The organism is Eubacterium sp. AF36-5BH (genome assembly GCF_003460505.1).
In the GTDB taxonomy this organism is placed as follows: Bacteria; Bacillota; Clostridia; order Lachnospirales; family Lachnospiraceae; genus Eubacterium_G.
The window spans coordinates 154288-175629 of record NZ_QTVG01000004.1; the positions used below are offsets into that span (position 1 = coordinate 154288).

18 protein-coding genes and 1 pseudogene are annotated in these 21342 nt (G+C 31.1%); 17 read left to right on the forward strand and 2 right to left on the reverse strand.

The genetic code is table 11. The features are described 5' to 3' along the window. Position 1: 1 nt before the first annotated feature. The 16 genes and pseudogenes from DW006_RS05095 to DW006_RS05175 all read left to right on the forward strand — a co-directional run bounded on the left by DW006_RS05095 (position 2) and on the right by DW006_RS05175 (position 18895). On the forward strand, positions 2–1147 hold the full coding sequence (locus tag DW006_RS05095; protein WP_117999334.1) for a glycosyltransferase family 1 protein: 1146 nt from the start codon (positions 2–4) through the stop codon (positions 1145–1147). Further along, complete coding sequence (locus DW006_RS05100) at positions 1122–2270, forward strand: hypothetical protein (RefSeq protein WP_117999335.1); 1149 nt, start codon at positions 1122–1124, stop codon at positions 2268–2270. The genes DW006_RS05095 and DW006_RS05100 overlap by 26 nt, the downstream gene beginning before the upstream one ends. Then, entirely contained in the window at positions 2251–3423 is a 1173-nt protein-coding gene (locus DW006_RS05105) for a glycosyltransferase family 2 protein (protein ID WP_117999336.1), read from the forward strand. The genes DW006_RS05100 and DW006_RS05105 overlap by 20 nt, the downstream gene beginning before the upstream one ends. A 26-nt stretch (positions 3424–3449) precedes the next feature. Next, on the forward strand, positions 3450–4541 hold the full coding sequence (locus DW006_RS05110) for a glycosyltransferase family 4 protein (protein ID WP_117999337.1): 1092 nt from the start codon (positions 3450–3452) through the stop codon (positions 4539–4541). Positions 4542–4556: 15 nt separating this feature from the next. Next, positions 4557–5567, forward strand: a complete 1011-nt coding sequence (locus DW006_RS05115; RefSeq protein WP_117999338.1) for a glycosyltransferase family 2 protein — start codon at positions 4557–4559, stop codon at positions 5565–5567. Between the two features lie 43 nt (positions 5568–5610). Further along, positions 5611–6579: pseudogene (locus DW006_RS05120) on the forward strand (acyltransferase family protein); the annotation flags it as partial. A gap of 67 nt (positions 6580–6646) precedes the next feature. Continuing rightward, positions 6647–7711: an acyltransferase gene (locus DW006_RS05125; RefSeq protein ID WP_117999340.1), complete on the forward strand. Its 1065-nt coding sequence runs from the start codon at positions 6647–6649 to the stop codon at positions 7709–7711. A gap of 5 nt (positions 7712–7716) precedes the next feature. Beyond that, a complete protein-coding gene (locus DW006_RS05130; RefSeq protein WP_117999341.1) occupies positions 7717–8925 on the forward strand; it encodes a glycosyltransferase family 4 protein in 1209 nt (402 codons plus the stop codon). Continuing rightward, positions 8919–10064 (forward strand): glycosyltransferase, encoded by a 1146-nt coding sequence (locus DW006_RS05135; protein WP_117999342.1) that lies wholly within the window; start codon positions 8919–8921, stop codon positions 10062–10064. The genes DW006_RS05130 and DW006_RS05135 overlap by 7 nt, the downstream gene beginning before the upstream one ends. Next, positions 10057–11097, forward strand: a complete 1041-nt coding sequence (locus DW006_RS05140) for a glycosyltransferase family 2 protein (protein ID WP_158561076.1) — start codon at positions 10057–10059, stop codon at positions 11095–11097. The genes DW006_RS05135 and DW006_RS05140 overlap by 8 nt, the downstream gene beginning before the upstream one ends. A gap of 148 nt (positions 11098–11245) precedes the next feature. Beyond that, positions 11246–12373 (forward strand): polysaccharide pyruvyl transferase family protein, encoded by a 1128-nt coding sequence (locus DW006_RS05150; RefSeq protein ID WP_117999345.1) that lies wholly within the window; start codon positions 11246–11248, stop codon positions 12371–12373. Between the two features lie 21 nt (positions 12374–12394). Further along, positions 12395–13921 carry a polysaccharide biosynthesis protein gene (locus DW006_RS05155; protein WP_117999346.1) on the forward strand — a complete coding sequence of 509 codons (1527 nt, stop codon included), beginning with the start codon at positions 12395–12397 and terminating at the stop codon, positions 13919–13921. Positions 13922–13973: 52 nt separating this feature from the next. After that, positions 13974–14948, forward strand: coding sequence for a Coenzyme F420 hydrogenase/dehydrogenase, beta subunit C-terminal domain (locus tag DW006_RS05160; protein WP_117999347.1), 975 nt, complete (start codon positions 13974–13976; stop codon positions 14946–14948). Positions 14949–14970: 22 nt separating this feature from the next. Further along, positions 14971–15804 carry an immunoglobulin-like domain-containing protein gene (locus DW006_RS05165; RefSeq protein WP_117999348.1) on the forward strand — a complete coding sequence of 278 codons (834 nt, stop codon included), beginning with the start codon at positions 14971–14973 and terminating at the stop codon, positions 15802–15804. 12 nt (positions 15805–15816) lie between these two features. Further along, a complete protein-coding gene (locus DW006_RS05170; RefSeq protein ID WP_117999349.1) occupies positions 15817–17223 on the forward strand; it encodes a polysaccharide biosynthesis tyrosine autokinase in 1407 nt (468 codons plus the stop codon). Continuing rightward, complete coding sequence (locus DW006_RS05175) at positions 17216–18895, forward strand: polysaccharide biosynthesis tyrosine autokinase (protein WP_158561077.1); 1680 nt, start codon at positions 17216–17218, stop codon at positions 18893–18895. Before DW006_RS05170 ends, DW006_RS05175 begins: the two co-directional genes overlap by 8 nt. A 193-nt stretch (positions 18896–19088) precedes the next feature. Here DW006_RS05175 and DW006_RS05180 read toward each other — a convergent pair whose 3' ends face one another. Next, on the reverse strand, positions 19089–20261 hold the full coding sequence (locus tag DW006_RS05180; protein ID WP_117999351.1) for a nucleotidyltransferase family protein: 1173 nt from the start codon (positions 20259–20261) through the stop codon (positions 19089–19091). Positions 20262–20471: 210 nt separating this feature from the next. Then, positions 20472–20924: an Lrp/AsnC family transcriptional regulator gene (locus DW006_RS05185; RefSeq protein ID WP_022166176.1), complete on the reverse strand. Its 453-nt coding sequence runs from the start codon at positions 20922–20924 to the stop codon at positions 20472–20474. Between the two features lie 161 nt (positions 20925–21085). Here DW006_RS05185 and DW006_RS12140 point away from each other — a divergent pair, with 161 nt between their 5' ends. Further along, positions 21086–21262: a hypothetical protein gene (locus DW006_RS12140; RefSeq protein WP_199521885.1), complete on the forward strand. Its 177-nt coding sequence runs from the start codon at positions 21086–21088 to the stop codon at positions 21260–21262. Positions 21263–21342 lie beyond the last annotated feature (80 nt).

Here is a 21342-nt window from a genome sequence, read left to right on the forward strand (position 1 = left end):
TATGAAAGCAATTCATGTTCTTGTTTTGGATACGGTAATGGATCGTGGTGGTGCAGAAGCCATGATTATGAATTATATGAGAAATATAAATAGAGACGTAGTGAAGTTTGATTTCCTTACAAACAGGGATTATCGGGCTGCTTACGAAGATGAAATTGAAAGCCTTGGTGGCAGGGTATACCATATGTGTCCAATGTATCCCGGCAAATTTCATCAGTATAAAAAAGAAGTTAAGGAGTTTTTACAAGAACATCCTGAATACAAAATTATACATAGTAATTTAGAAGAGAGAAGTTACCTACCACTTAAAGTGGCGAAGAAAATGGGTGTGCCTGTTAGAATATCCCATTCTCACAACAGACCGCTGGGAATTAATCTGAAACTTCTTGTAAGATATTATTTTAGATTCATGCTGAAATACTACAATACGCACATGTTTGCCTGCGGAGAGGAAGCAGGGGACTGGCTTTATGGCAAAAAGAACCGGGATAAAGTTATCATTATGAAAAATGCCATAGATGCTAATGCATATAGATACAATGAAGCTGTTCAGGATGATATGAGAAAACAGCTTGGACTTACAAATAAGAAAGTAATTGGTCACGTGGGAAGATTTTTCCCACAGAAGAATCATGAATTTTTAATAGATATATTTGACGCCATTCACAAAAAAGAACCAGACACAGCGCTGGTACTAGTAGGTGGTGGCGAGACAGATGACGTTCTAAAAAATCACATTAAGGAAAAGGTAGCCAAACTGGGGCTGACAGATTCAGTGAAATTCCTTGGTGTAAGGGACGACGTGGAAAAAGTAGTGCAGACATTTGATGTATTCCTTTTGCCATCGTTGTTTGAAGGCTTGCCGGTAACAATGGTGGAAGCACAGGCAGCAGGTTTGCCTTGCGTAATATCAGACAGGGTGCCGGTGGAATGTGACATTACAGGTAATGTGACAGTGGTAACCTTAGACGAAACACCTGAAAAGTGGGCAGATGTTGTGATAAACCAAATGAATAATTTTGAGAAAAAAGATACTTACAGCCAAATTGTAGAAGCCGGGTTTGACATTAAGGCACAGGCAGTATGGTTGGAAGAGTTTTATAGGAAAGCGTTGGAGGAGAATGGATTTAAGTTATCAGAGAATTAGACAAAAGAATAGAGATACAACATTGTTATTAATACCTTTGGTAGCAATACTTGCAAAATTTATTCACTTATATATGCTTCCGGATAAATATTACTTTGATAGTTGGAGACTACTTACTATGCTTACAGGTGGTAAAGGAATGACCAATTGGGGAGGATATCAAAGCACAGTAGATTTTTATAAGGCAATAAATTTCTTTAATTGGACAACGTTAACACAATGGAGCATAGGACTTGGAATAATTCTCACACCAATAGCCATGATTATAATTTCCAGAACAAAAGAAATGGAAATGAGAGAATGTTTTTTTTCGTTGATGATTGTAGGACTATTAAATATATATGTGTTCAGTATTACTAAAGAGACAATTCAGATTTGCTTTTTCTTTTTGTTGTATTTGATTATTCAGTTGCCTCTAAAAAACACATTGCTTAAGGTGATAGGTTGTGTGTTAGTGTTCTATTGGGAGAGTACATTCTATAGGTCTTATTACATAATTATGGCGGCAATGACAATATTTATGTATCTGATTTTTGTATGGCTTAAACAGAGAGAAAAAATCAGACGAAAACATATAGTGATTATAGTTGTTATGTGTTTTGTGGCTGTGTTTACGTTCTTCTATGCAAGTCAGTTTGTAGCACATAAGGACTATGTAAACGCATTAAACGCACGAGATGGCACAACGGAAACGAATGAAGGCGCAAGTACAAGTATTGAGAATCCAATAAAAGTTAATGGTAACTTAGGAATCTTTATGTATGATTATGTAATTAATGCAGTGCGTATGATGGTGCCAATAGAATTGGCGTTTAAGGGAATATTTTACTTGCCCTTTGTAGTTTTTCAGTTTTTTATATTGTATTACTACTTTAAGGCGATTAAGAATATTAAAAGTTTGGATGACAACATGATTGTTGTTGTGGCGTGTTATAGTGCCTACTTCTTTGGCTCAGTAGTTTTTGAACCGGACTTCGGTTCGTGGGTAAGACATGAGGCTGCAACATTCCCAATATTACAGCTTTTGGCATACAAGAGTAATTCGTACAAAAATTTGGAAGAAAATTTAGAAGAAAAACCAAAGAAAAAAAGGGTGGTTATTTATGAAACAGAGGATGTATAACACTTTCTCAAGGATATTTAAAAATCATGTAATTGCAAAGGTGCTGTCGGAAGTGGGATATGCATTACTGATGGCTTATTATATGGTGGCAAGGAATTTTGTAAAGAGCAGAAAAAAGAAAATCTATGATGCTTTAAAAGTAAGGGAAGAATTACTTAGAGAGTATCCTATTGAAAATATGGAATCGGAAATAATTAATCTTCCAACAAATGAACATGTAGATTTGTCGATTATTATGCCGGCATATAATGTAGAAAAGTATATAAAGGAAGCAATAGATTCTGTTTTGAATCAAAAGACAAAATACAATTATGAGTTAATAATTGTTAATGATGGAGCAACAGATAATACAAAGAAAATAATTCAGAGCATAGAATCTGACAAAATAAAATATATAGAGCAAAAGAATCAAGGGTTGTCAGGCGCAAGAAATACAGGAATTAACAATGCTGTTGGAAAATACATAACATTTATGGATTCAGATGACTTGTTAGAAGATGGTTCCATTGAAATCATGATGGATGCATTAATTAATAACAAGGCAGATGTTGTTGTGGGAAGTTATGGAATGTTTATGGATATTAATCACAAACAAAAATGTTTAAATGAACCTAAAATAATAGAAAATAATCCGGGACAGGCAGTGTGCAATCATGGGTATGCCTGGGGGAAAATCTTCAAACGGGAAATGTTCAATAATATTAGATTCCCTATGGGCAAATGGTATGAGGACACAATAATTTGTAATGTGTTATTTAGAATGCCGTGTAAAATGGTGGTTTTGTCAGATATAGTATATGACTATAGAATTAATTACAGTGGTATAATTAGAAATGCACGCAATTCAATTAAGACTTTAGATCACTATTGGGTAATGGAAGATGCAATTAAACAGGCTGAAAATAATAACATAAAAAATGATAAGGTTTTGTACAATTTAGCTTTTGGACATTTATCATCATTACTGTACAGAAGAGTATCAAACCTTGACGACAAAGTAATAGAGGATGTTTTTGTTTTGGCATGTGAATTAATTAATAACATTAAACCAAGTGAATATGAAGTAAAAGGAAGAATTATTAACAAAGATATTCAAGATGCCTTTGAAACATATAATTATAAATTATGGAAATTAGCTAGTTTTATAGTATAGAAGCAGATATAAAAAACGGAGATAAAATGAAAAAGATTTGTTTTTTTTCAGGAGACATTACAAGAAGTGGTGGAACTGAAAGAGTTGGAACAGTTATAGCAAATGAATTACATAAAAGAGGTCAGTTTGAAATAAGTATTGTTAGCTTATGGGAAGATAAGAAGAAAACATTCTTTCATTTAGAACAGGGCATAAAAAGAGATACATTGTTCTCAGAACATGTTAGTGGAAAGAAAATATTAACTTATGTGAAGGCTGTTAAAAAATATGTAGAGAACAACAAAATAGATGTGTTGGTAGATATAGATGGAATACTTGATTTGTATTCAATACCAGCATTAAAGAAAAACAAGTGTAAGTTAGTGTCATGGGAGCAGTTTAACTACTATGTTAATCCTTATGTGAACTACAGAAAACTAACAAGAAAAATGGCAGCGAAAAAAGCAGATGCCATTGTAGTTCTTACAGATGAAGATAAACATTTTTATGAAAAAGAGACTGAAGTGAAAACGAAATTAGTGAGAATTCATAATCCGATGCCAAGCAATGTTAACACTACAAGTTACAATATGGACAGCAAAACAATAATTAGTGTTGGCAGATATACAGAACAAAAAGGGTTTGACATTCTAATAGATGTTGCAAATCAAGTGTTCAGTAAACATTCTGATTGGAAATGGATTGTTATTGGTGATGGCGAAGATAAATATGATTTGCAACAGAAAATAGAAAAATATAAATTGCAAAAAAATATCATTTTGAAAGAACACGTAGATGACATAAATGAATACTATAGGAAAGCTGCAATGTATGTTCTAACATCACGCTATGAAGGTTTTGGACTTGTTCTTACTGAAGCTAAGACGCAGGGATTACCATGTATTAGTTTTAATTGTCCTGCAGGTCCAAAGGAGATAATTGCAGATGGAATCAATGGTTATCTGGTAGATTGTTTTGATATAGAACAAATGGCAGGAAAGATTAATGAACTTATAGAAAATGAAAGCAAGAGAAAATTATTTTCTGAAAATGCGTTGGTTGGAACAGAGAAGTTCAATATAGAAGAAATTGTTGAACAGTGGAGTGAACTGTTTACACAATTGTTGACAAATGATTAGATTAGTGGAGAAAAAATGGAAAAGGTTTCGGTTATATTACCTATATACAATGTTGAAAAATATTTGAAAAATTGCATAGAGTCAGTCAGAAATCAAACTTATGAAAATCTTGAAATCATATTAGTTGATGATGGTTCAACAGATAATAGTGGAAAAATATGCGACGAAATCGCAAAGTCAGATGAAAGAGTTATGGTTATTCATAAGCAAAATGGAGGACTTGCAGCAGCACGCAACACAGGATATCTGGAAGCAACAGGAACATATCTTATGTATATAGATAGCGACGATATTGTGAAGAAAGATGTTGTAAAGAACTGTGTTGAAGCAATTGGAAAAGAGAACTCAGACGTTGTGATTTTTGGATACGAAAAAGTAGACGAAACAGGAAATATTATCGAAACGTGCAAATGGAAAAAGGCAACGTACACTAATGAGCAAATGCTTGGAAAACTATATGATTCGATTCGAGAAATGTCTTTTGGTTATGCATGGAATAAACTTTATCGTAAATCAGTAATAGATGAGTCAAAGATTCTTGGAGACGCAAAAGTAATTGATAGAGAAGATTTAATTTATAACTTGGAACTTCTTAATTATTGGAAAAAAATTACTTACATAGATTACGTTGGATATGAATATTTGCAACGAAGTACAAGCTTACTTCATAATTCTAATCTGGCAAGATTAAATGGAATTGAATATTTCGTAGAAAAAATATTTGATACAGAAATAAAAAATAATGAAGTAAAAAAGAAAGTTTTTAATATGGTTGTACTTCATTATATGGCGGATGCGATTACAAAAAATATTATTTGGAATGATGATTTGTCAGGAAGAGAAAAGAAAAAACTGGTTAAGAAAATAATGGAAAGATGCAGTCATCAGGAAGAATTATATTTAGATAAAGATAATCCAAGATATTTGCAGCAGATGTATAAAAGTATTAAGAGTGGAAGAAGCGGATACTTTTATTGGTATGTGAAGTTGGGAGATTGGAAGAGAAAGGGAACAGATGGAAAATAAATATAAGTTTACAAAAGAACATACATAGGTTGCAAAAGGTGTAGCAATATTGTTGATGTTATATGATCATTTATATTGGATGGATTATGGAAAATATACTGCATTTATAAAATTACCAAATGTAAATGATATTCCTTGGTTAATTGGCTCAGTAGGAAAAATATGTGTAGCAATGTTTTTATTTTTGTCCGGTTATGGAATGTTTTTTTCTCAACAAGGGAGAAGTTATTCAATAAAGGATTCATTAAAAAGAATATATAATATATGGATTCAATATGCTTTTATAACAATTATAATTATTGCACTTGACTTAACTTTGGGCAAAATACAGTTAGATATTAGAAAAGTAATATTAAATATTTTTGCATTAGATTATTCATATAATAAATTTGCGTGGTTTATGATTACATATATTGTAATTATTTTTGTATTTCCTTTAATAAACAAAATATATAGCAAGACAAACTGGATTGTGCAAATAGGAATATTAGTAGGAATCAAAGGTGGAATAACTGTTATAAATACAGTGTTACAAAGTAAATGGGTAGTTCCGGAAATTATATATAAGACGTTTATTGAACCATTTATGTTTTTGCCTGTATTTTTAATTGGCTATGTATGTGCTGAATACAAGGGGTTTGAAAGAATATTAATTTTTATTCAGGATAAGATTACTAAAAAATACAAACTAGGATTAGGAATAATATTAATTGGAATATGCATATTTATGCTAAAAATTCAAGCTACAATATTTGATAATATAACAGCACCAATATTGTGCTTTACAATACCATACATATTGATAAATGGAAAGGTAGCAAAGATTTTTCAATATATAGGAAAGATGTCAACTAATATGTGGTTAATACATTATCCAATTATGGTGACATTGCTAAATGCGTTAGTGTATGCACCTAGATACTGGTTATTGATATTGATGTGGTTGATAATAATTATGATTCCGATTTGTTACTTGATAGATTGGAGTTGTAAGTATGTAAAAATAAATTGAAAAATTATAGTAGCTAAAATATGTATATTATAATTTATAGTTAAACACATAAAAAAGAGAGAAAATAATGCGTATTATAAAGGATATTTTAAATCAACAGATAGTACCAATGGCAATTATATGCATAGTATTAGGAATATGTATATTACCATTAAGAAAAAATGACAAATTTAGTAAGCAAGGTCTTGAAATTGAGAATATGACCATAATAAAAAGCTTGGCATGTATTATGGTTATTGTTTCGCATTTGTGTGCACAAATGGAGGGAATAGGAATACTGGCATTACCTGCTAATGTTGGATTTTTAGCAGTAGGAATGTTTTTTTTCTGTTCGGGATATGGGTTGACATATTCTTATATTAATAAAGAAAATTATATCCAACATTTTTTGAAAAGAAGGTTGCTCTGTATATTAATTCCGTTTTGGAGTGCAAATATAATCTATATTGTGTTAGAACAAAAAAAATTAGTAGGAAGTAATTTAATAAAGAGCATATTAGGAATAGACTTGGTATGCGGGCATTTTTGGTACATACAATGTATTATTGTGTTATACATATTGTTTTATATATGTGCAAGAATTATCAAAAATAAAAAGGTAATGGCTTTTGGCTTAATTTTGTTGTCAATTGCATATGATGTTTGGTGGCAAATTGAAAATGCAGTTATAGGACAATCTTTACCATTTGTACTAGGAATTGTTTTTGCTTTTAGTGATTTGAAGTGGGTAAAAGAAAAGTTAAATGATTTTAAAAAATATATCCTGATAATTATTAGTTTTACGATAGTGTTTTTTGTAACATTTTTTATTTGGAGCATTTTAAGATGGCATGTAAAATTCCCAGAATATTTTATTTCAATAATAGGAATAGTTTGTCAAAATATATTTGTATTACTTATTGTATTATGCGCAATGGGATTTATTAGTAAGAGTATTATAGGAAAATATATTGGTAAGGCATCATATGAAATATTTTTGTTACACCAAATTTCTATAGATATTTTCCAAAATCTTTTTGGAGATGCAAATTTAAGTGTAGTGATAATAGGTTCGATAGTATCATCAATTGCAATGGGAAGTATTTTTCATTGGATTATGAAAAAAGTTATTGAAAGGTTAAAGAGGTATTAGTACAAATGAAACGTATGGCAGTAATTTCAGCAGGATTTGTTCCGGTTCCGGCAGTTGATGGTGGGGCAGGAGAGGAATTAACAACAGAAATAATAAAAGGAAATGAGAAAAAAGGTGATTATTTTATGGATATATATACAATAGAATCACCTAAATTATGTAATATTAAATATAAGAATGCTGAAGTAATACAACTACATATAAGTAAATTAAATTGGTTTTTTTGCAAAGCAAGAAATGCTTTCTTGAAATTGTTCAATAGACGATATAGATTTATTCCGTATAACAGAGTTTTATTAAAAAAGTTTAGAGATAATTATGATTTGATTTTGATAGAAAATAATATGCAGGTGTATGAGGACATATATAAGCATATGAAAAGAAGTAAAAATAATATGATATATCATATGCATAATGATATAGATGGAACAACAAAGCCGGAATATTTATGTAGATATATTACTGATACTGCAAAAGTTATTTTACCTGTAAGTAAATATATAAAGAATAGAGTTGAAAACTGTTCGCCTAATAATATTACAGAAGTATTTTATAATTGTATTGACACAAGGAAATTTAACAGAAATAAAGAATTCGATTGTAATAAAATTAAAGAAAAGTATGACATAGAAGCGAATGATTTTGTGTATATGTATGCGGGAAGCGTTTATAAGGGAAAAGGTGTTTTAGAATTAGTCAAAGCATTTAAAAAAGTAAGTAAAGAATGCAATAATGTTAAGTTACTAATTGTGGGAAGCACGTGGTACAATTTGATTGATAAAGATGAGTATTATGTCAGATTAATTAAAGAAATTGAAGATATAAAAGATAATGTGATATTTACAGGATATGTTTATCCGAATGATATGCCAGAGTTTTACTCTATTGCAGATGTTATGGTTATCTCTTCCATTTGCGAAGAGGCTTTTCCGTTAGTTGCACTTGAATCAATGGCAATGGGAAAGGCAATCGTTTCAACAAATTCAGGAGGGATTGTTGAGTCGTTAATTTCTGGAACGGCAATTATGGTAGATAAAAGTAGAGATGTTATAGAAGGATTATATTGTGGAATGAAAGAACTTTATGACAATGACGAATTAAGAAAGCAAATAGCTGAAAATGCCTATAATGAATTTATTAACAATAAAAACTATAATGTAGATTTATACTATGATACATTTAAAGAAAAGATAGGAAAATATATAGAATGTTAAAAAAGAAGAAAATATTATTTTATATAGATACTTTAGCACAGGGAGGACTAGATAAAGTAGTTACGGAAATTTTAAATAATTTAAATTTCGACAAATACGAAGTTACTTTGATAAGGAGGTTCCCAGGTGGATATTATACGAATTTTTTGGATAGTCATATAATAACAAAGTCTAACATGCCATTTAAGGAAGAAAGTTCAGAAATATATAACCATTTAGTAAGAGTGCTGTGTGATAAAATTCCAAGAAAAATATTATATAAATTATTTATTAGAGGAAAATATGATGTAGAAGTTGCATGTGATGATGCAATCGCAGCAAGGGTTATAGGAGGTTCTACAAACAAGAAATCGTTAAAAATTTTATGGGAGCATATGGATGCCATGGTGAATGTATCATCAGCAACAGATTACAGTGAAAAAAAAGCAAAATGGTTTTTTGATCCGTTTAATAAAATAATTGGAGTCTCAAATTATTGTGCAAAAAGATTTGTACAAAAGTACGGATTTAATCAAAAAGTATCATATATATATAATCCAGTAGATGTGGAAAATATAAAAAAAAGAAGTAATGATTTTGTGCCAACAGAATTAAAAAAAGAAATTTTTAATATAGTAATGCTTGGAGCGTTAGTTGAACCTAAAGGATATTTGAGAATAATTAATGTAGCAAAAAAAATAAAAAAAGCAGGTTATGGATTTCAAATTTTTATAATAGGTGAAGGAAATATGAGAGAAGAAATTGAAGAAAAAATAGAAAAATGTGGATTGAAAAACGAGATTGTTTTACTTGGCTTTAAAGAAAATCCATATCCATATATAAAATTATGTGATTTGTTTGTATGTGGTTCTTACCATGAATCATACTGTTTAGCAGTTGCTGAAAGTATGGTTTTAAACAAAGCTATATTAAGCACAAAATGTGCTGGACCTATAGAATTATTGGACAATGGTAAGTACGGGAAAATTGTTGAAAATACAGAAGATGCAATCTTTGATGGGATAATTAATATGATAAAATATCCGGAAGAAAGAAAAGAATATGAAAAATTACTTAATGATATGAATGAAATATTTAGTGTTGATGAAAGCGTTAAGAAATGGGAAAAGATATTTGATGGAGAGAACAAACGTGGATAATATTGAACAGGATTTAATAAGCGTGATTATTCCAGCATATAATTGCGAAAAATATATTGATAATTGTATAAAAAGTGTAATTAATCAAACATATAATAAATTGCAGATTATTATTGTCGATGATGGCTCAACAGATGGAACGGCAAATAAGCTAGTGGAATATGCTTGTATCGACAAAAGAATTGAGATTATTACACAAAACAACATGGGAGTTTCTGAAGCACGAAATAACGGAATAAAGAGCGCTAACGGAAAGTATATATGTTTCGTAGATAGCGACGACTACATAGATGAAAAAATGATAGAAAAGTTACATGCAGCTATAGGGGAAAATAACTGTTGTGTGTGTGGGTTATGCTGTAGGTTGGTGTATAGTAGTGTAGTTATTTCGCCATTTAAGACCAAAGAAATAGTTTCCAAAAAAGATTTTTTAAAAGAGATGGCAAAAAGTGGCTTTAACATATATTTTGGAGCTGTATGGAATAAAATGTATGAAACGAAGATATTAAAGAGGTACAATATTGTTTTTAATAGAAACATAGAATACGCGGAAGATGTGTTGTTTAATTTAGAATATATACAATATATAAGTAATGTTGCTGTTATTAGTGAATGGCTATACAACTATAGCGATATAAGTGGTTCATTGACTAAAACAGAAAATCAAAAAGTAAAATTTTACAGTGCAAAAATTAGATACTCATATGCTATACAGGTGTTTAATGAGGCCAACATTCTTAATGTTTGTATGAAAAATATATGTACAGCGATGGCATTAGAGCTTATTGGTCCAACCTATGATATTTGTAAAGAAAATTATAAAGGGATTGCGATTGCTAAAAAGGAGCTAGGTGAAATTTATAATGAAAAAATAGTTAGGTTAGCATTAAAGCATAATAAAAATTCGACTATGGTTCACAAGATTGCAAAAATTGCAATAAACTTGAAAAGCTATACAGTTTTTATTGTGCTGATGAGAATGTGGATACCAATACAGAAAATATTTAAGATAGTAGACAGAAGGAGTAATTAAGAGAATTGGACACAATAAGTATTATAATACCAGTATATAATTGTGAAAAGTATATTGATAGATGTCTGTCAAGTATTGAAGGACAATCTTATAAAGAATTAGCAGGTTACAAGATAGAACATAAAAAATTATAAATGTAAGGAAAAACATGAAAAAGATAGGAATTATTACAATAACAAACGGAAGAAATTATGGTAATAAACTTCAAAATTATGCTTTATTAAAAAGTTTAGAAAAATTAGGTTTCGAAGTTGAAACCATTAATAAAATATTCAAAAAAGAAAATAAACTAAATTTATTTTTTTATAGAATCAAAACATGTATTAGAAATGTTTTGCATATAAACGAAAGAATTGGAATTTGCAAAAGAGAAAGGAAGTTCTCACAGTTTGACAAAAGATATTTAAAAATAAGCAAATATTGGACTTATAAAAATGAATATCGAAAAGGAATTGCAGATAAGTTTGACTACTTTGTTTGTGGGAGTGACCAGATATGGAATCCAAAATTTATAGAGTGTTTGGAAGATATAGAAAGTTCAACTGCATATTTTGCACAGACTGAAAAAAGAATTGCGTATGCAGCAAGTTTTGGAATTAGCACCCTTCCAGATGAGTATGTAGAGTTGTTTAAGAAATTGTTGAGAGATATGAAATCAATATCTGTTAGGGAGGAATCGGGTGCAACAATAATCAAAAATATTTTAAATAAAAATGTGCCTGTTACCTTAGATCCAACATTGCTTTTAAATCAGGAGGAATGGAAAGAGTTTCAAAACAAACCTAAAATAGTGCTTCCGCAAAAATATATAGCTACATATTTTTTAGGAAATAAAAGTAAGGAAGTTGAAGAATACATAAAAGAATTATCAAAGAAGTATAATTATCCTATTGTTGAATTATACTGTGAGTGGTTATGGGATAAGGATATTTCCAATTTGGATTATTTCTCCTTAGATCCGACAGAGTTTGTATATGTAATTTCACATAGTGAAATGCTGTTTACAGATTCATTTCATGGAAGTGTATTTTCTGCAATTTTTGATAAGCCGTTCAGAGTTTTCAAGAGAAATGATAACTTTTCACCGGATATGTGGTCGAGAATGGAGACACTAATTAATTTAATTGATGATTATAGTGTCATAGGCGATACTGATGAGTCATTAGAAAATATAGTAGGAAAAAGCGCTATATACAACAAACAAAAGATAGAATTTAAGAGAAAAGAATCACTGGAATATCTAAAAAATGCATTAAATATAAATAGTAATTCTTAAGCTATAGCAAGGATATTATAAATGAAAATCGAAAGAACAAAGAACGCAACAAGAAACATAATATACGGAGTGCTCCTAAAAATTTATCAATTATTAGGACCGTTCATTCTAAGAACTATATTTATATACACATTAGGCATGGAGTATTTAGGTTTGAACAGCTTGTTTACTTCCATTTTAAGTGTGCTTAATCTAGCAGAATTAGGAGTTGGTTCAGCTCTTGTGTTTAGCATGTACAAGCCAATTGCTGAAGATGACACAGAGAAAATTTGTGCATTAATGAATCTGTACAAGTTATATTATCGAATTATAGGTGCAGTAATCTTAATAACAGGACTTATATTAGTACCGTTCATTCCTAAATTAATTTCGGGAAGCGCACCGGAAGATATAAATATTTATGTTTTATATTTAATGAATTTAGGAGCAACAGTTTTAACTTACTGGTTGTTTGCATATAAAACATGTTTATTTGGTGCACATCAGAGAAACGATGTAACCGCCAAAGTAACTATGATTTCATCTACTTTGCAGTATATTATACAGGCAGTGTTATTAATAATTGTGGCTAACTACTATTTGTATCTGACAATTATAATTGCTACACAAATTTTCAATAATTTGTATGGAGCTTGGAAGTGTAACAAAATGTTCCCTGATTACAATGCAAGAGGACATTTGGATAAGTCAGAAGTGAAAGTAATTAATGGAAAAGTTAGAGATTTGTTTACTGCTAAGGTTGGTGGAGTTGTAGTTGATTCAGCGGATACAATAGTTATCTCAACCTTTTTAGGATTAACAACTCTCGCAATATATAATAATTATTTTTATATAATGTCATCCATATATGGATTTATAATGATTATTTTCAATGCCTGTATGGCGGGTGTAGGAAATAGTCTTATAGTTGAAAGTGAAGATAAGAACTACAATGATTTAAAGAAATTTTTATACATAGTTTGTTGGATAGCATCAGTTTGCACATGTTGCCTGCTTGGATTGTATCAACCATTTATGAAAATGTGGGTGGGCGAGAAGTCTATGTTAAGTTTTAATTTGGTTATTTGCATTTGCATTTATTTCTTTGTTCGAAATATAAATACACTTATTAATATGTACAAGGATGCAGCAGGAATGTGGCATGAGGATAAGTGGCGACCACTGGTAGTTTCTTTGGCTAACCTTGGCTTAAACCTAATATTAGTTCATTATATAGGCTTGTTTGGAATTTTGCTTTCCACAATTTTAACAATGGCATTTATTGGTATGCCTTGGTTAATATATAACCTGTTTACTGTTATTTTTAAAAGAAATGCAATTGAATTTATTTTTAAGATGATTTTCTACACAGGGCTGGTGTGCATTATGTGCGTAATTACTTACGCTGTTTGCGTACATATATCATTGTCAGGTGTAGTAGGATTTGTAGTTAAAGGAATAGTTATATTTGGCATTGCAAATGTAATATTCTTAGGAGCAACCTTCTTGATGCCTGAGTTTGGTCAAACAAAGGAATTAATTTTGAAAATTATAAAGAGAAATTTCTAGAGTTAAAAATCATCACTCAATGCGAAAGAAGTAATAGATGTAAGGAAAAAACATGATTAACAAAAGTACAATTAAAGCCTATGCCTGTATTAATAAAAACACATCAATAAGACAGAAGAGTTCCTCCGGTGGATGTTATTTCGCTCTTGCAAAAGATTTTATTGAACAAGGTGGAATAGTGTACAGTGCAAGGTTCAATGATGGGTTTAGCGTGGAGCATGCAAAATGCTCCAGTGTAAATGAGCTTGCACAGTTTATGGGAAGTAAATATGCACCAAGCAGATTAGGAAATACTTTTAAAGAGATTAAGGAAGTTCTTGAAAAAGGAAAAAGGGTAATGTTTGTTGGCACTCCCTGCCAAAATGCAGGCTTAAGTTCCTTCTTAAAGAAGGATTATCCAACCCTTTTAAAGGTTGATTTTATATGTCATGGAATGCCTGATGAAAAAGTGTGGGACAGGTATTCGGATTACTTAAAAGAAAAAGGTGAAATAAAAAATATTTATTTTAGAAATAAAGATAAAGGTTGGTATGATTATAATTTTAAGGTAGAATATGTAGATGGAACCGTCTTTGAGGAAAATCATAGCGACAATATTTACATGCGTGGCTTTTTAGCAGATTTGTTTTTGAAAAAAGCCTGCTATGAATGTAAGAATCGTGGCTTTAATAGAGTAAGCGATATTACCTTAGCTGATTATTGGGGAATAGATGATGCCATACCTGAAATGTTTGATAACCAGGGAACTTCAGCAGTTTTTGTGAATACCTTAAAAGGCGAGAAAATATTTAATAAAATTAGTGAACAGTTTAGTATTAGACAGGTTAATCTAGAAGAAATAACAAAATATAATCCTTCATATTTTTATAATGCTAACATGCATAGAAAATATAATCAATTTATGGAAAAGTTGGATAATTGTAAGGATGTAATAAAGCTAATTGAAAACTGTTTAAAAGATAAATTTATTGTAAGGGCATTAAGAAAAGTTAAGAGAACAATCAAAAATCTCTTCCATATTTCATAGCCCCCCACCCAAAGGAGAAATCATGAAGTACATTAAATATATAATAATTGTTATTTTTTTAGCAGCAACAATTACATATGTAATCAACTGGGCGTATACCAAATCTCACACCAATGAGAGCGCACCGGTTATATCTGTAGATAATGCAGGTCAGGTTAAAAAAGTATCGGTCAAGGACAAGGATGCTTTATTAAAAGGTGTTGTTGCAAAGGATAGCAAAGATGGTGATATTACATCAAGACTTGTTGTGGAGTCGATATCCAAATTTGTGGATAAGAAAAATCATATTTGTAATATTACATATGCAGTTGCCAATTCAAGAGGTGCAGTAACCAAGGCAACGAGAAAAATTCAGTTTACAGATTATAAGAAACCAAGATTCGTTTTGTCGCAGTCCTTGTGCTTTGACACAGGTACAGATGTTGATGTTAAGTCGGTTATTGGAGCAACTGATGTGTTCGACGGTGACATTAGCAGAAAAGTAAAGATTTTGTCAAAGGATATTTCGACAAATATTTCAGGTGATAATACTATCACGGCTCAGGTAACTAACAGTTTGGGCGATACAGTGAAATTAAAAGCGGTTGTAGTTATTAAGCAGGATAATAATTTAAGCCCTGTAATTAAGTTGTCGCAAAACATTGTTTACACAAAGGTTGGAGAGTCTTTTAATCCAAAGAAATATATTCAAAGCGTAGAGGATAATAGAGGAAAAGCGATTTCCAAAAACAATGTGCGTGTAACAAGTTCGTCTGTAAAAACAAAAAAAGCAGGTTGCTATTTAGTTGAGTATTCTGTAAAAGATTTAAGTGGAAATGAAGGAACAGCCTATTTGACAGTTATGGTTGAAGAGTAGCGAGGTTTACCAATGAAGAATAAAATTATTAATTTACGAAATATAGATTTGTTTAGCTTAGCCAAAGATGTTATTAGCAGTTGGTGGATAATCGTTATGGTGGCAGCAGCAGGAGTCATGTTTACCCATGCTTATATTAGCACTACTTATGTTCCTGAATATACAAGTACAGGTATTTATGTAGTTACACCAAAGCAAAGCACAGGCTATGTTTATACAAATAAAATTTTTGCACAAAATGTTGTGGAAATTTTTCAGAATTTAATGAATTCTGATATTATGAATAATAAAATCAAAGAGGACTTGCATGTATCATCTTTAGATGCAACTATGAATGTTTCCCTAATTGAAGAAACTAATTTAATGAAAATTTCAGTTACATCAAAAGATCCTATTTTGTCATTTAAGACAGTAGGAGCAATTATGGATAATTATGCAGATCTGTCAGGGTATTTAACATCTGATGCAGTATTTGATCCTCTTGAGGCACCTATTGTGCCTACTTTTGCAGACAATTCACTTATGCCTAGAAAGAAATCTCTTCAGGTAGGTGGCATATGTGGGGTAATTACGCTTTTTGGATTATGTTTGGTTAGTATTTTAAGAAGGACAATTAAGACCGAGGCAGCAGTTGAAGAACAGTTAGACACAGACTTGTTTGGTACAATTTACCATGAAAATAAAAACAGAACTGTGAAATCAAAAATTGTTCAAAGTGTAAAAGCTCTGCTTATTACAAGTCCCATTATTACAACTAAGTTTATAGAATCTTTTAATAACATAAGAATAAAACTTGAATACGAACACGACCGCAAGCCATCTAAGAATGTTTATTTGGTCTCAAGTGTTTGTGAAAACGAAGGAAAATCTACGGTAGCACTGAATATTGCTTTATCTCTTGTAAAGGAAGGCAAGAAAGTTATTGTTATTGATGCAGATATGCGTAAGCCTGCCATTTGCAAGATGCTTGATATTCCAAAAGAGCAGGTAACTGATATGGTAAGACTTTTACAGGGGGAATGTGGTTTAGATCAAACCATGTATCGTGATAGGCAGGGGCTTAATCTTGTTATGTCCACAAAGGGCCATAGTAGCACTTATGAATTTGTAAAATCAGGTGCCATGAAGGACTTAATTAAAAAGTGTAGAAAGTTTGCTGATTTTGTAATTATAGATACACCTCCAATGTCCATGCTTTCAGATACGGAAGCGTTACTTGATGACGTTGATTTTTCACTGCTTGTAATCAGACAGGACTTTTCCTATGAAAAAGATATTGAAAACTGCATTAATATTATGAATGATGCGGATAGTCAGTTCTTAGGCTGTATTTTAAATGATTATAAGAAGTTAAAAATAAGAGAAACCGCAAGTGTATTTAAGAATTTTGAAGATGGGGAGGAGGTTGCTCATGAATAGTTATAATACTAGGAAAGCTGTTGATAAGGAACCTATGGACCTGTCTCAGATTATTTCCAATTTTTTTAAGGCATTAAAAAAACTCTGGATAATAATGGTAGTTGCCATTGTAGTTTGTGGATTTATTGGTCATCATAATTATTCGTCGGGCTATTCACCTAATTATGAGACAAAGGCAACTTTCTCAATTACAGCAGCACAGTATGATGGTCGAGAGGACCGTTCATACACCAACAATACCCAGTTGGCATCTATTTTAAGTGTAAGTTTTAATTACTTAATTAACAACGAAGTTTTTTATGAGGTAATTAAAAAAGACCTGAACATTGACTATATGCCATCAACTATTACAATTTCGGCTGTACCTGATACAAATATTTTAAGTATAGTTACAGCAGGTCCTAATCCACAAATGAATTATAAGGTGGCACAGTCTGTAATGAAAAATTATGGCAGTGTGGCAGAATTTGTAATTGGTGACACAAAGCTTGATGTGTTAGAAGAACCGGTTGTTGCTGAAGTACCAACGAATCCATATTCACCATGGAAGCAGACTATTATATATGCTTTCATTGGTTTATTAATTGGAATTGTACCAAGTATTATTTACGGATTTTTCGTTAGAACTATTAGAAACAGGGAAGATGTTGAGAAATATCTGAATGTAAATTTTCTCGGCATTTTGCCGGGAGTTTCTCTTAATCAGAGAAAAAATAAATTGAAGAACTGCTCTATTTTAAATAAAGCTGTTGGTTTTAGATATTTAGAGGCTATGCGTTCTGTGAACTCAAGGTGCGAGAGAGAATTTGCAAAACATAATGCGAAAGTTATATTGGTTACAAGTACAGTAAAGGGCGAGGGGAAAAGTACAGTGGCTCTCAATCTTGCGTACTCATTGTCAAAAAGCCAACATACAGTAATGTTAATTGATGGAAATCTCCGTTCACCATCATTACACAAAATGGTTGAACAGGATACATACGATTTCAAAATGGATGATTTCCTTGCAGGTAAGTTAAAAAGCAGTGGGGCAATTGTCAACTTAGAGGGTACAAGAGTGCTTATGATTGCACCAACAATTCCATCAAAGGATCCCATTAAACAGTTGAATTCTGAAGCCATGGGGAATTTCATTAACAACGCAAAAGCAAAAGTTGACTATGTAATCATAGATGCACCGCCATGTAGTGAATTGTCTGATGCGGCAGTTCTTGCAAAACACAGTGATGGTGTAATTTATGTGGTAAAAGAAGACTGCGCAAAAGTAAATAAAATCATTGACACAATTCAGGAATTTTCATATACGAGAATACCGATTTTAGGTTGTATTTTAAACGGCTCTGCAGGAAAACTTAATATTACATACGGCTATAACTATGGAAAACATTATGGTTATGGCTATCGAAAAGGATATGGCAGCAAGTATTACGGAAAGTATGGCTATAATTATTATAGTGGTTATGGCACATACGGTGATTACGATGATGAAGAAAATCCTGTTCCTGGAGGTTACGGAAAAGTTTCAGAAAAAGAATTCGGAGCCAAAGAGCAAAGTGTTTCAAATAAAATTTATGTAAGAACCACCGACCGCCAAAAAGAGAAAATGGCAAAAAAAGAAGGCGAGAAATTTGAAAAGTATGCCGAGAAAATGAATGATAAAGACAAAGCATAAACGTGGACGATATTGGGAAATACAAATGTAGGTCTGTATTTTAGATAGATTACATTAGTGATATCGATTGTGTTATCTGTTTTCTTGGAAAAAATAAAACAGGGAATACATTTTCCAATTTTACAAATTTTAAATTAAATATTAAATAATAAAAAGGCTCCTTAGGATAAAACCTATCATAAGGGGCCTTGAATTATATCAGTCCGCAGATTGTAAAAACTTCTTTTGTATTTTTGATGTCCTCATCACTTAAGGATTTGATTATTTTTAGTTTGGCTTTGCTTTTTTTATCAAAACGAAGCAATCGCTCTATATTAAGTCTTAACCAATACAGTGGCAGAAGCCATTTATGATTTTTCAGGAATGAACCGTAAAAATTAATCATTGTATCCATTGAAGGAAAGAGTTTGGCTGCTAAAGAGGTCTTCTTCTTTCCACTTTTGGCTAATGAACCGGCTTCCTGATTCTGTGAATTACCAAATGCTCCACCAAGGAAAATATATTTGGTTAAAAGTTGAACATCTTTATGGTTATCAAAATTATTCACACCATCAAACCAGTATAGGCAAAGGTTTTCTATTGTATTTTTGAACTGTAGAACACCTAAAACTTCAAGACAGGAATCCACCTTAGCACTTTCAATATATTTATTTTTATTCATAATATATAAATCCAGAAAATGCTTAATTCCGATGCCACCATTTAGAAAATGTTTTGCCATATGTATAACATGATAAATGTAAAAATCTTCTTTAGTCATTAAATATTGATTTGGTTTGTCAGGCAATGAACTGCAATGTCCCCAGATTTTTTCGAGATAGTTGTACCAAAGAGTGTAGCCTTCATCAATCAAGTGAGTTTGCATTTCAACTAGCAGGTGGTTACTTTTATTTATGCAACAAATATCTTTGGCACTACTGTGGGCAATGCCGTAACCCATAGCTTCAAATAATTTTGTGACTTCTTTTAAATCTGCCCCCCTAAAAAGTATATCAATGTCGTTCATTGGTCGCATTGAAGAATCAATGTAAAACTTTTTTGAAACACTTCCCTTTAAAAATATATAATCAATATTATTTTCGGCTAAAGTTTTTTCGATTCTCTTTAATTCGTAAGCTCTGTTGACATCTAAAACAATATTCTTTTTATAATCAAGAGAATATTCTTCAAGGTGAGTAATTGAACTCTTATAATCGTCAGGTAGTTTTGAAATACTAAAGTATAACGTTGAAGTCACCTTATGAAGTTTGGCGAATTTGTAAACAACTTCCCAATTAATTTCTTTTTCGGCAGGTTTCGGAACTATGTCCGCAACTGCACATTTTAACAAATATAAAAAATAGTTTATTTCTAATTGATATTTCATAATTATAATCCGTTTCTTAATAATAGTTGTAAATGATAATTTTTATCATAAAACATGGTTCAAATTTATTAGACTAAAAGTATAACCATGGTTCCACAATATAAAAACATAGAATTTTGTTCTAAAATTATTAATGTAATTATATGGTACCATTTTAAAGGCAAAAAAAAAAGGATGAGAACAAGTCTCATCCTAAAAAAGTTTCATTTCCTAATCATCTGACATTGGAATTCCACGATGTTCAACAGAAGTTGAGAAAACTATCTGAGTCTTAGTACTTCCAAAAGTTTGTAATTCGCCGATGAAATGGTCTAATTCCTCTGTACTCTTGAACATTACTTCAACAAGCATTGCATAATCTCCTGTAACACAGTTACATTCAACAACGTTGTTGCAACTCTTAATATAAGGATAGAAATCTTTCTTCTGATCCGGATTAACCTCCAAATTAATAAAAGCCTTAATGTGGTATCCAAGCTCTGCCGGATTAACCTTTGCAGTGTAGCCTGTAATAATTCCTGCATGTTCTAGTCGCTCAATTCTTGCTGAAACAGCAGGAGAAGATAAAAAAACCTGGCTCGCAATAGTTTTAAGGGGGGTGCGGGCGTTTTCGTGAAGAAGTTTAATTATCTGTTCGTCGATGTGATCTAATTCATGTCTCATATGCGTACTCCTTTCATATTTTTCAGTTATATTTAATTTTGTAAAGTAAAAACTTAACAAACCAACTAAAGTATAACATAAAAGTTAAGAAAAATAAAATACCAAATTGAAAAACAGAATATCTCAAGAAAGAAAATAATATATTGAAAGGAGCAGGGATTATGAGTAAGGCAAAAATAAATCCAAGAGGTTCATCTTGGGATGAATTGGAAAAACAATTATTTACGCCAGAGGAAATTGCCGAAAGTAAAGTACGTGTTGACATTAAAAATATGTTTTTGCAGAAGATACATTATCACGAAGAGAAAATAATGACGGAAACAATATTCTTTGCCTAAACTTAATAAATTGTAGAAAAAGCATATTAAAACTTAATAAAATTAACTTTTATTAGTTGAAACATTACATAATTAATTAC

Coding starts and splice junctions, on each gene's coding strand:
- DW006_RS05160 (WP_117999347.1), top strand. CDS start 13,974: ATGATTAACAAAAGTACAATTAAAGCCTATGCCTGTATTAATAAAAAC.
- DW006_RS05130 (WP_117999341.1), top strand. CDS start 7,717: ATGAAACGTATGGCAGTAATTTCAGCAGGATTTGTTCCGGTTCCGGCA.
- DW006_RS05110 (WP_117999337.1), top strand. CDS start 3,450: ATGAAAAAGATTTGTTTTTTTTCAGGAGACATTACAAGAAGTGGTGGA.
- DW006_RS05175 (WP_158561077.1), top strand. CDS start 17,216: ATGAATAGTTATAATACTAGGAAAGCTGTTGATAAGGAACCTATGGAC.
- DW006_RS05180 (WP_117999351.1), bottom strand. CDS start 20,261: ATGAAATATCAATTAGAAATAAACTATTTTTTATATTTGTTAAAATGT.
- DW006_RS05125 (WP_117999340.1), top strand. CDS start 6,647: ATGCGTATTATAAAGGATATTTTAAATCAACAGATAGTACCAATGGCA.
- DW006_RS05105 (WP_117999336.1), top strand. CDS start 2,251: ATGAAACAGAGGATGTATAACACTTTCTCAAGGATATTTAAAAATCAT.
- DW006_RS05155 (WP_117999346.1), top strand. CDS start 12,395: ATGAAAATCGAAAGAACAAAGAACGCAACAAGAAACATAATATACGGA.
- DW006_RS05100 (WP_117999335.1), top strand. CDS start 1,122: ATGGATTTAAGTTATCAGAGAATTAGACAAAAGAATAGAGATACAACA.
- DW006_RS05135 (WP_117999342.1), top strand. CDS start 8,919: ATGTTAAAAAAGAAGAAAATATTATTTTATATAGATACTTTAGCACAG.
- DW006_RS05095 (WP_117999334.1), top strand. CDS start 2: ATGAAAGCAATTCATGTTCTTGTTTTGGATACGGTAATGGATCGTGGT.
- DW006_RS05185 (WP_022166176.1), bottom strand. CDS start 20,924: ATGAGACATGAATTAGATCACATCGACGAACAGATAATTAAACTTCTT.
- DW006_RS05115 (WP_117999338.1), top strand. CDS start 4,557: ATGGAAAAGGTTTCGGTTATATTACCTATATACAATGTTGAAAAATAT.
- DW006_RS12140 (WP_199521885.1), top strand. CDS start 21,086: ATGAGTAAGGCAAAAATAAATCCAAGAGGTTCATCTTGGGATGAATTG.
- DW006_RS05170 (WP_117999349.1), top strand. CDS start 15,817: ATGAAGAATAAAATTATTAATTTACGAAATATAGATTTGTTTAGCTTA.
- DW006_RS05150 (WP_117999345.1), top strand. CDS start 11,246: ATGAAAAAGATAGGAATTATTACAATAACAAACGGAAGAAATTATGGT.
- DW006_RS05165 (WP_117999348.1), top strand. CDS start 14,971: ATGAAGTACATTAAATATATAATAATTGTTATTTTTTTAGCAGCAACA.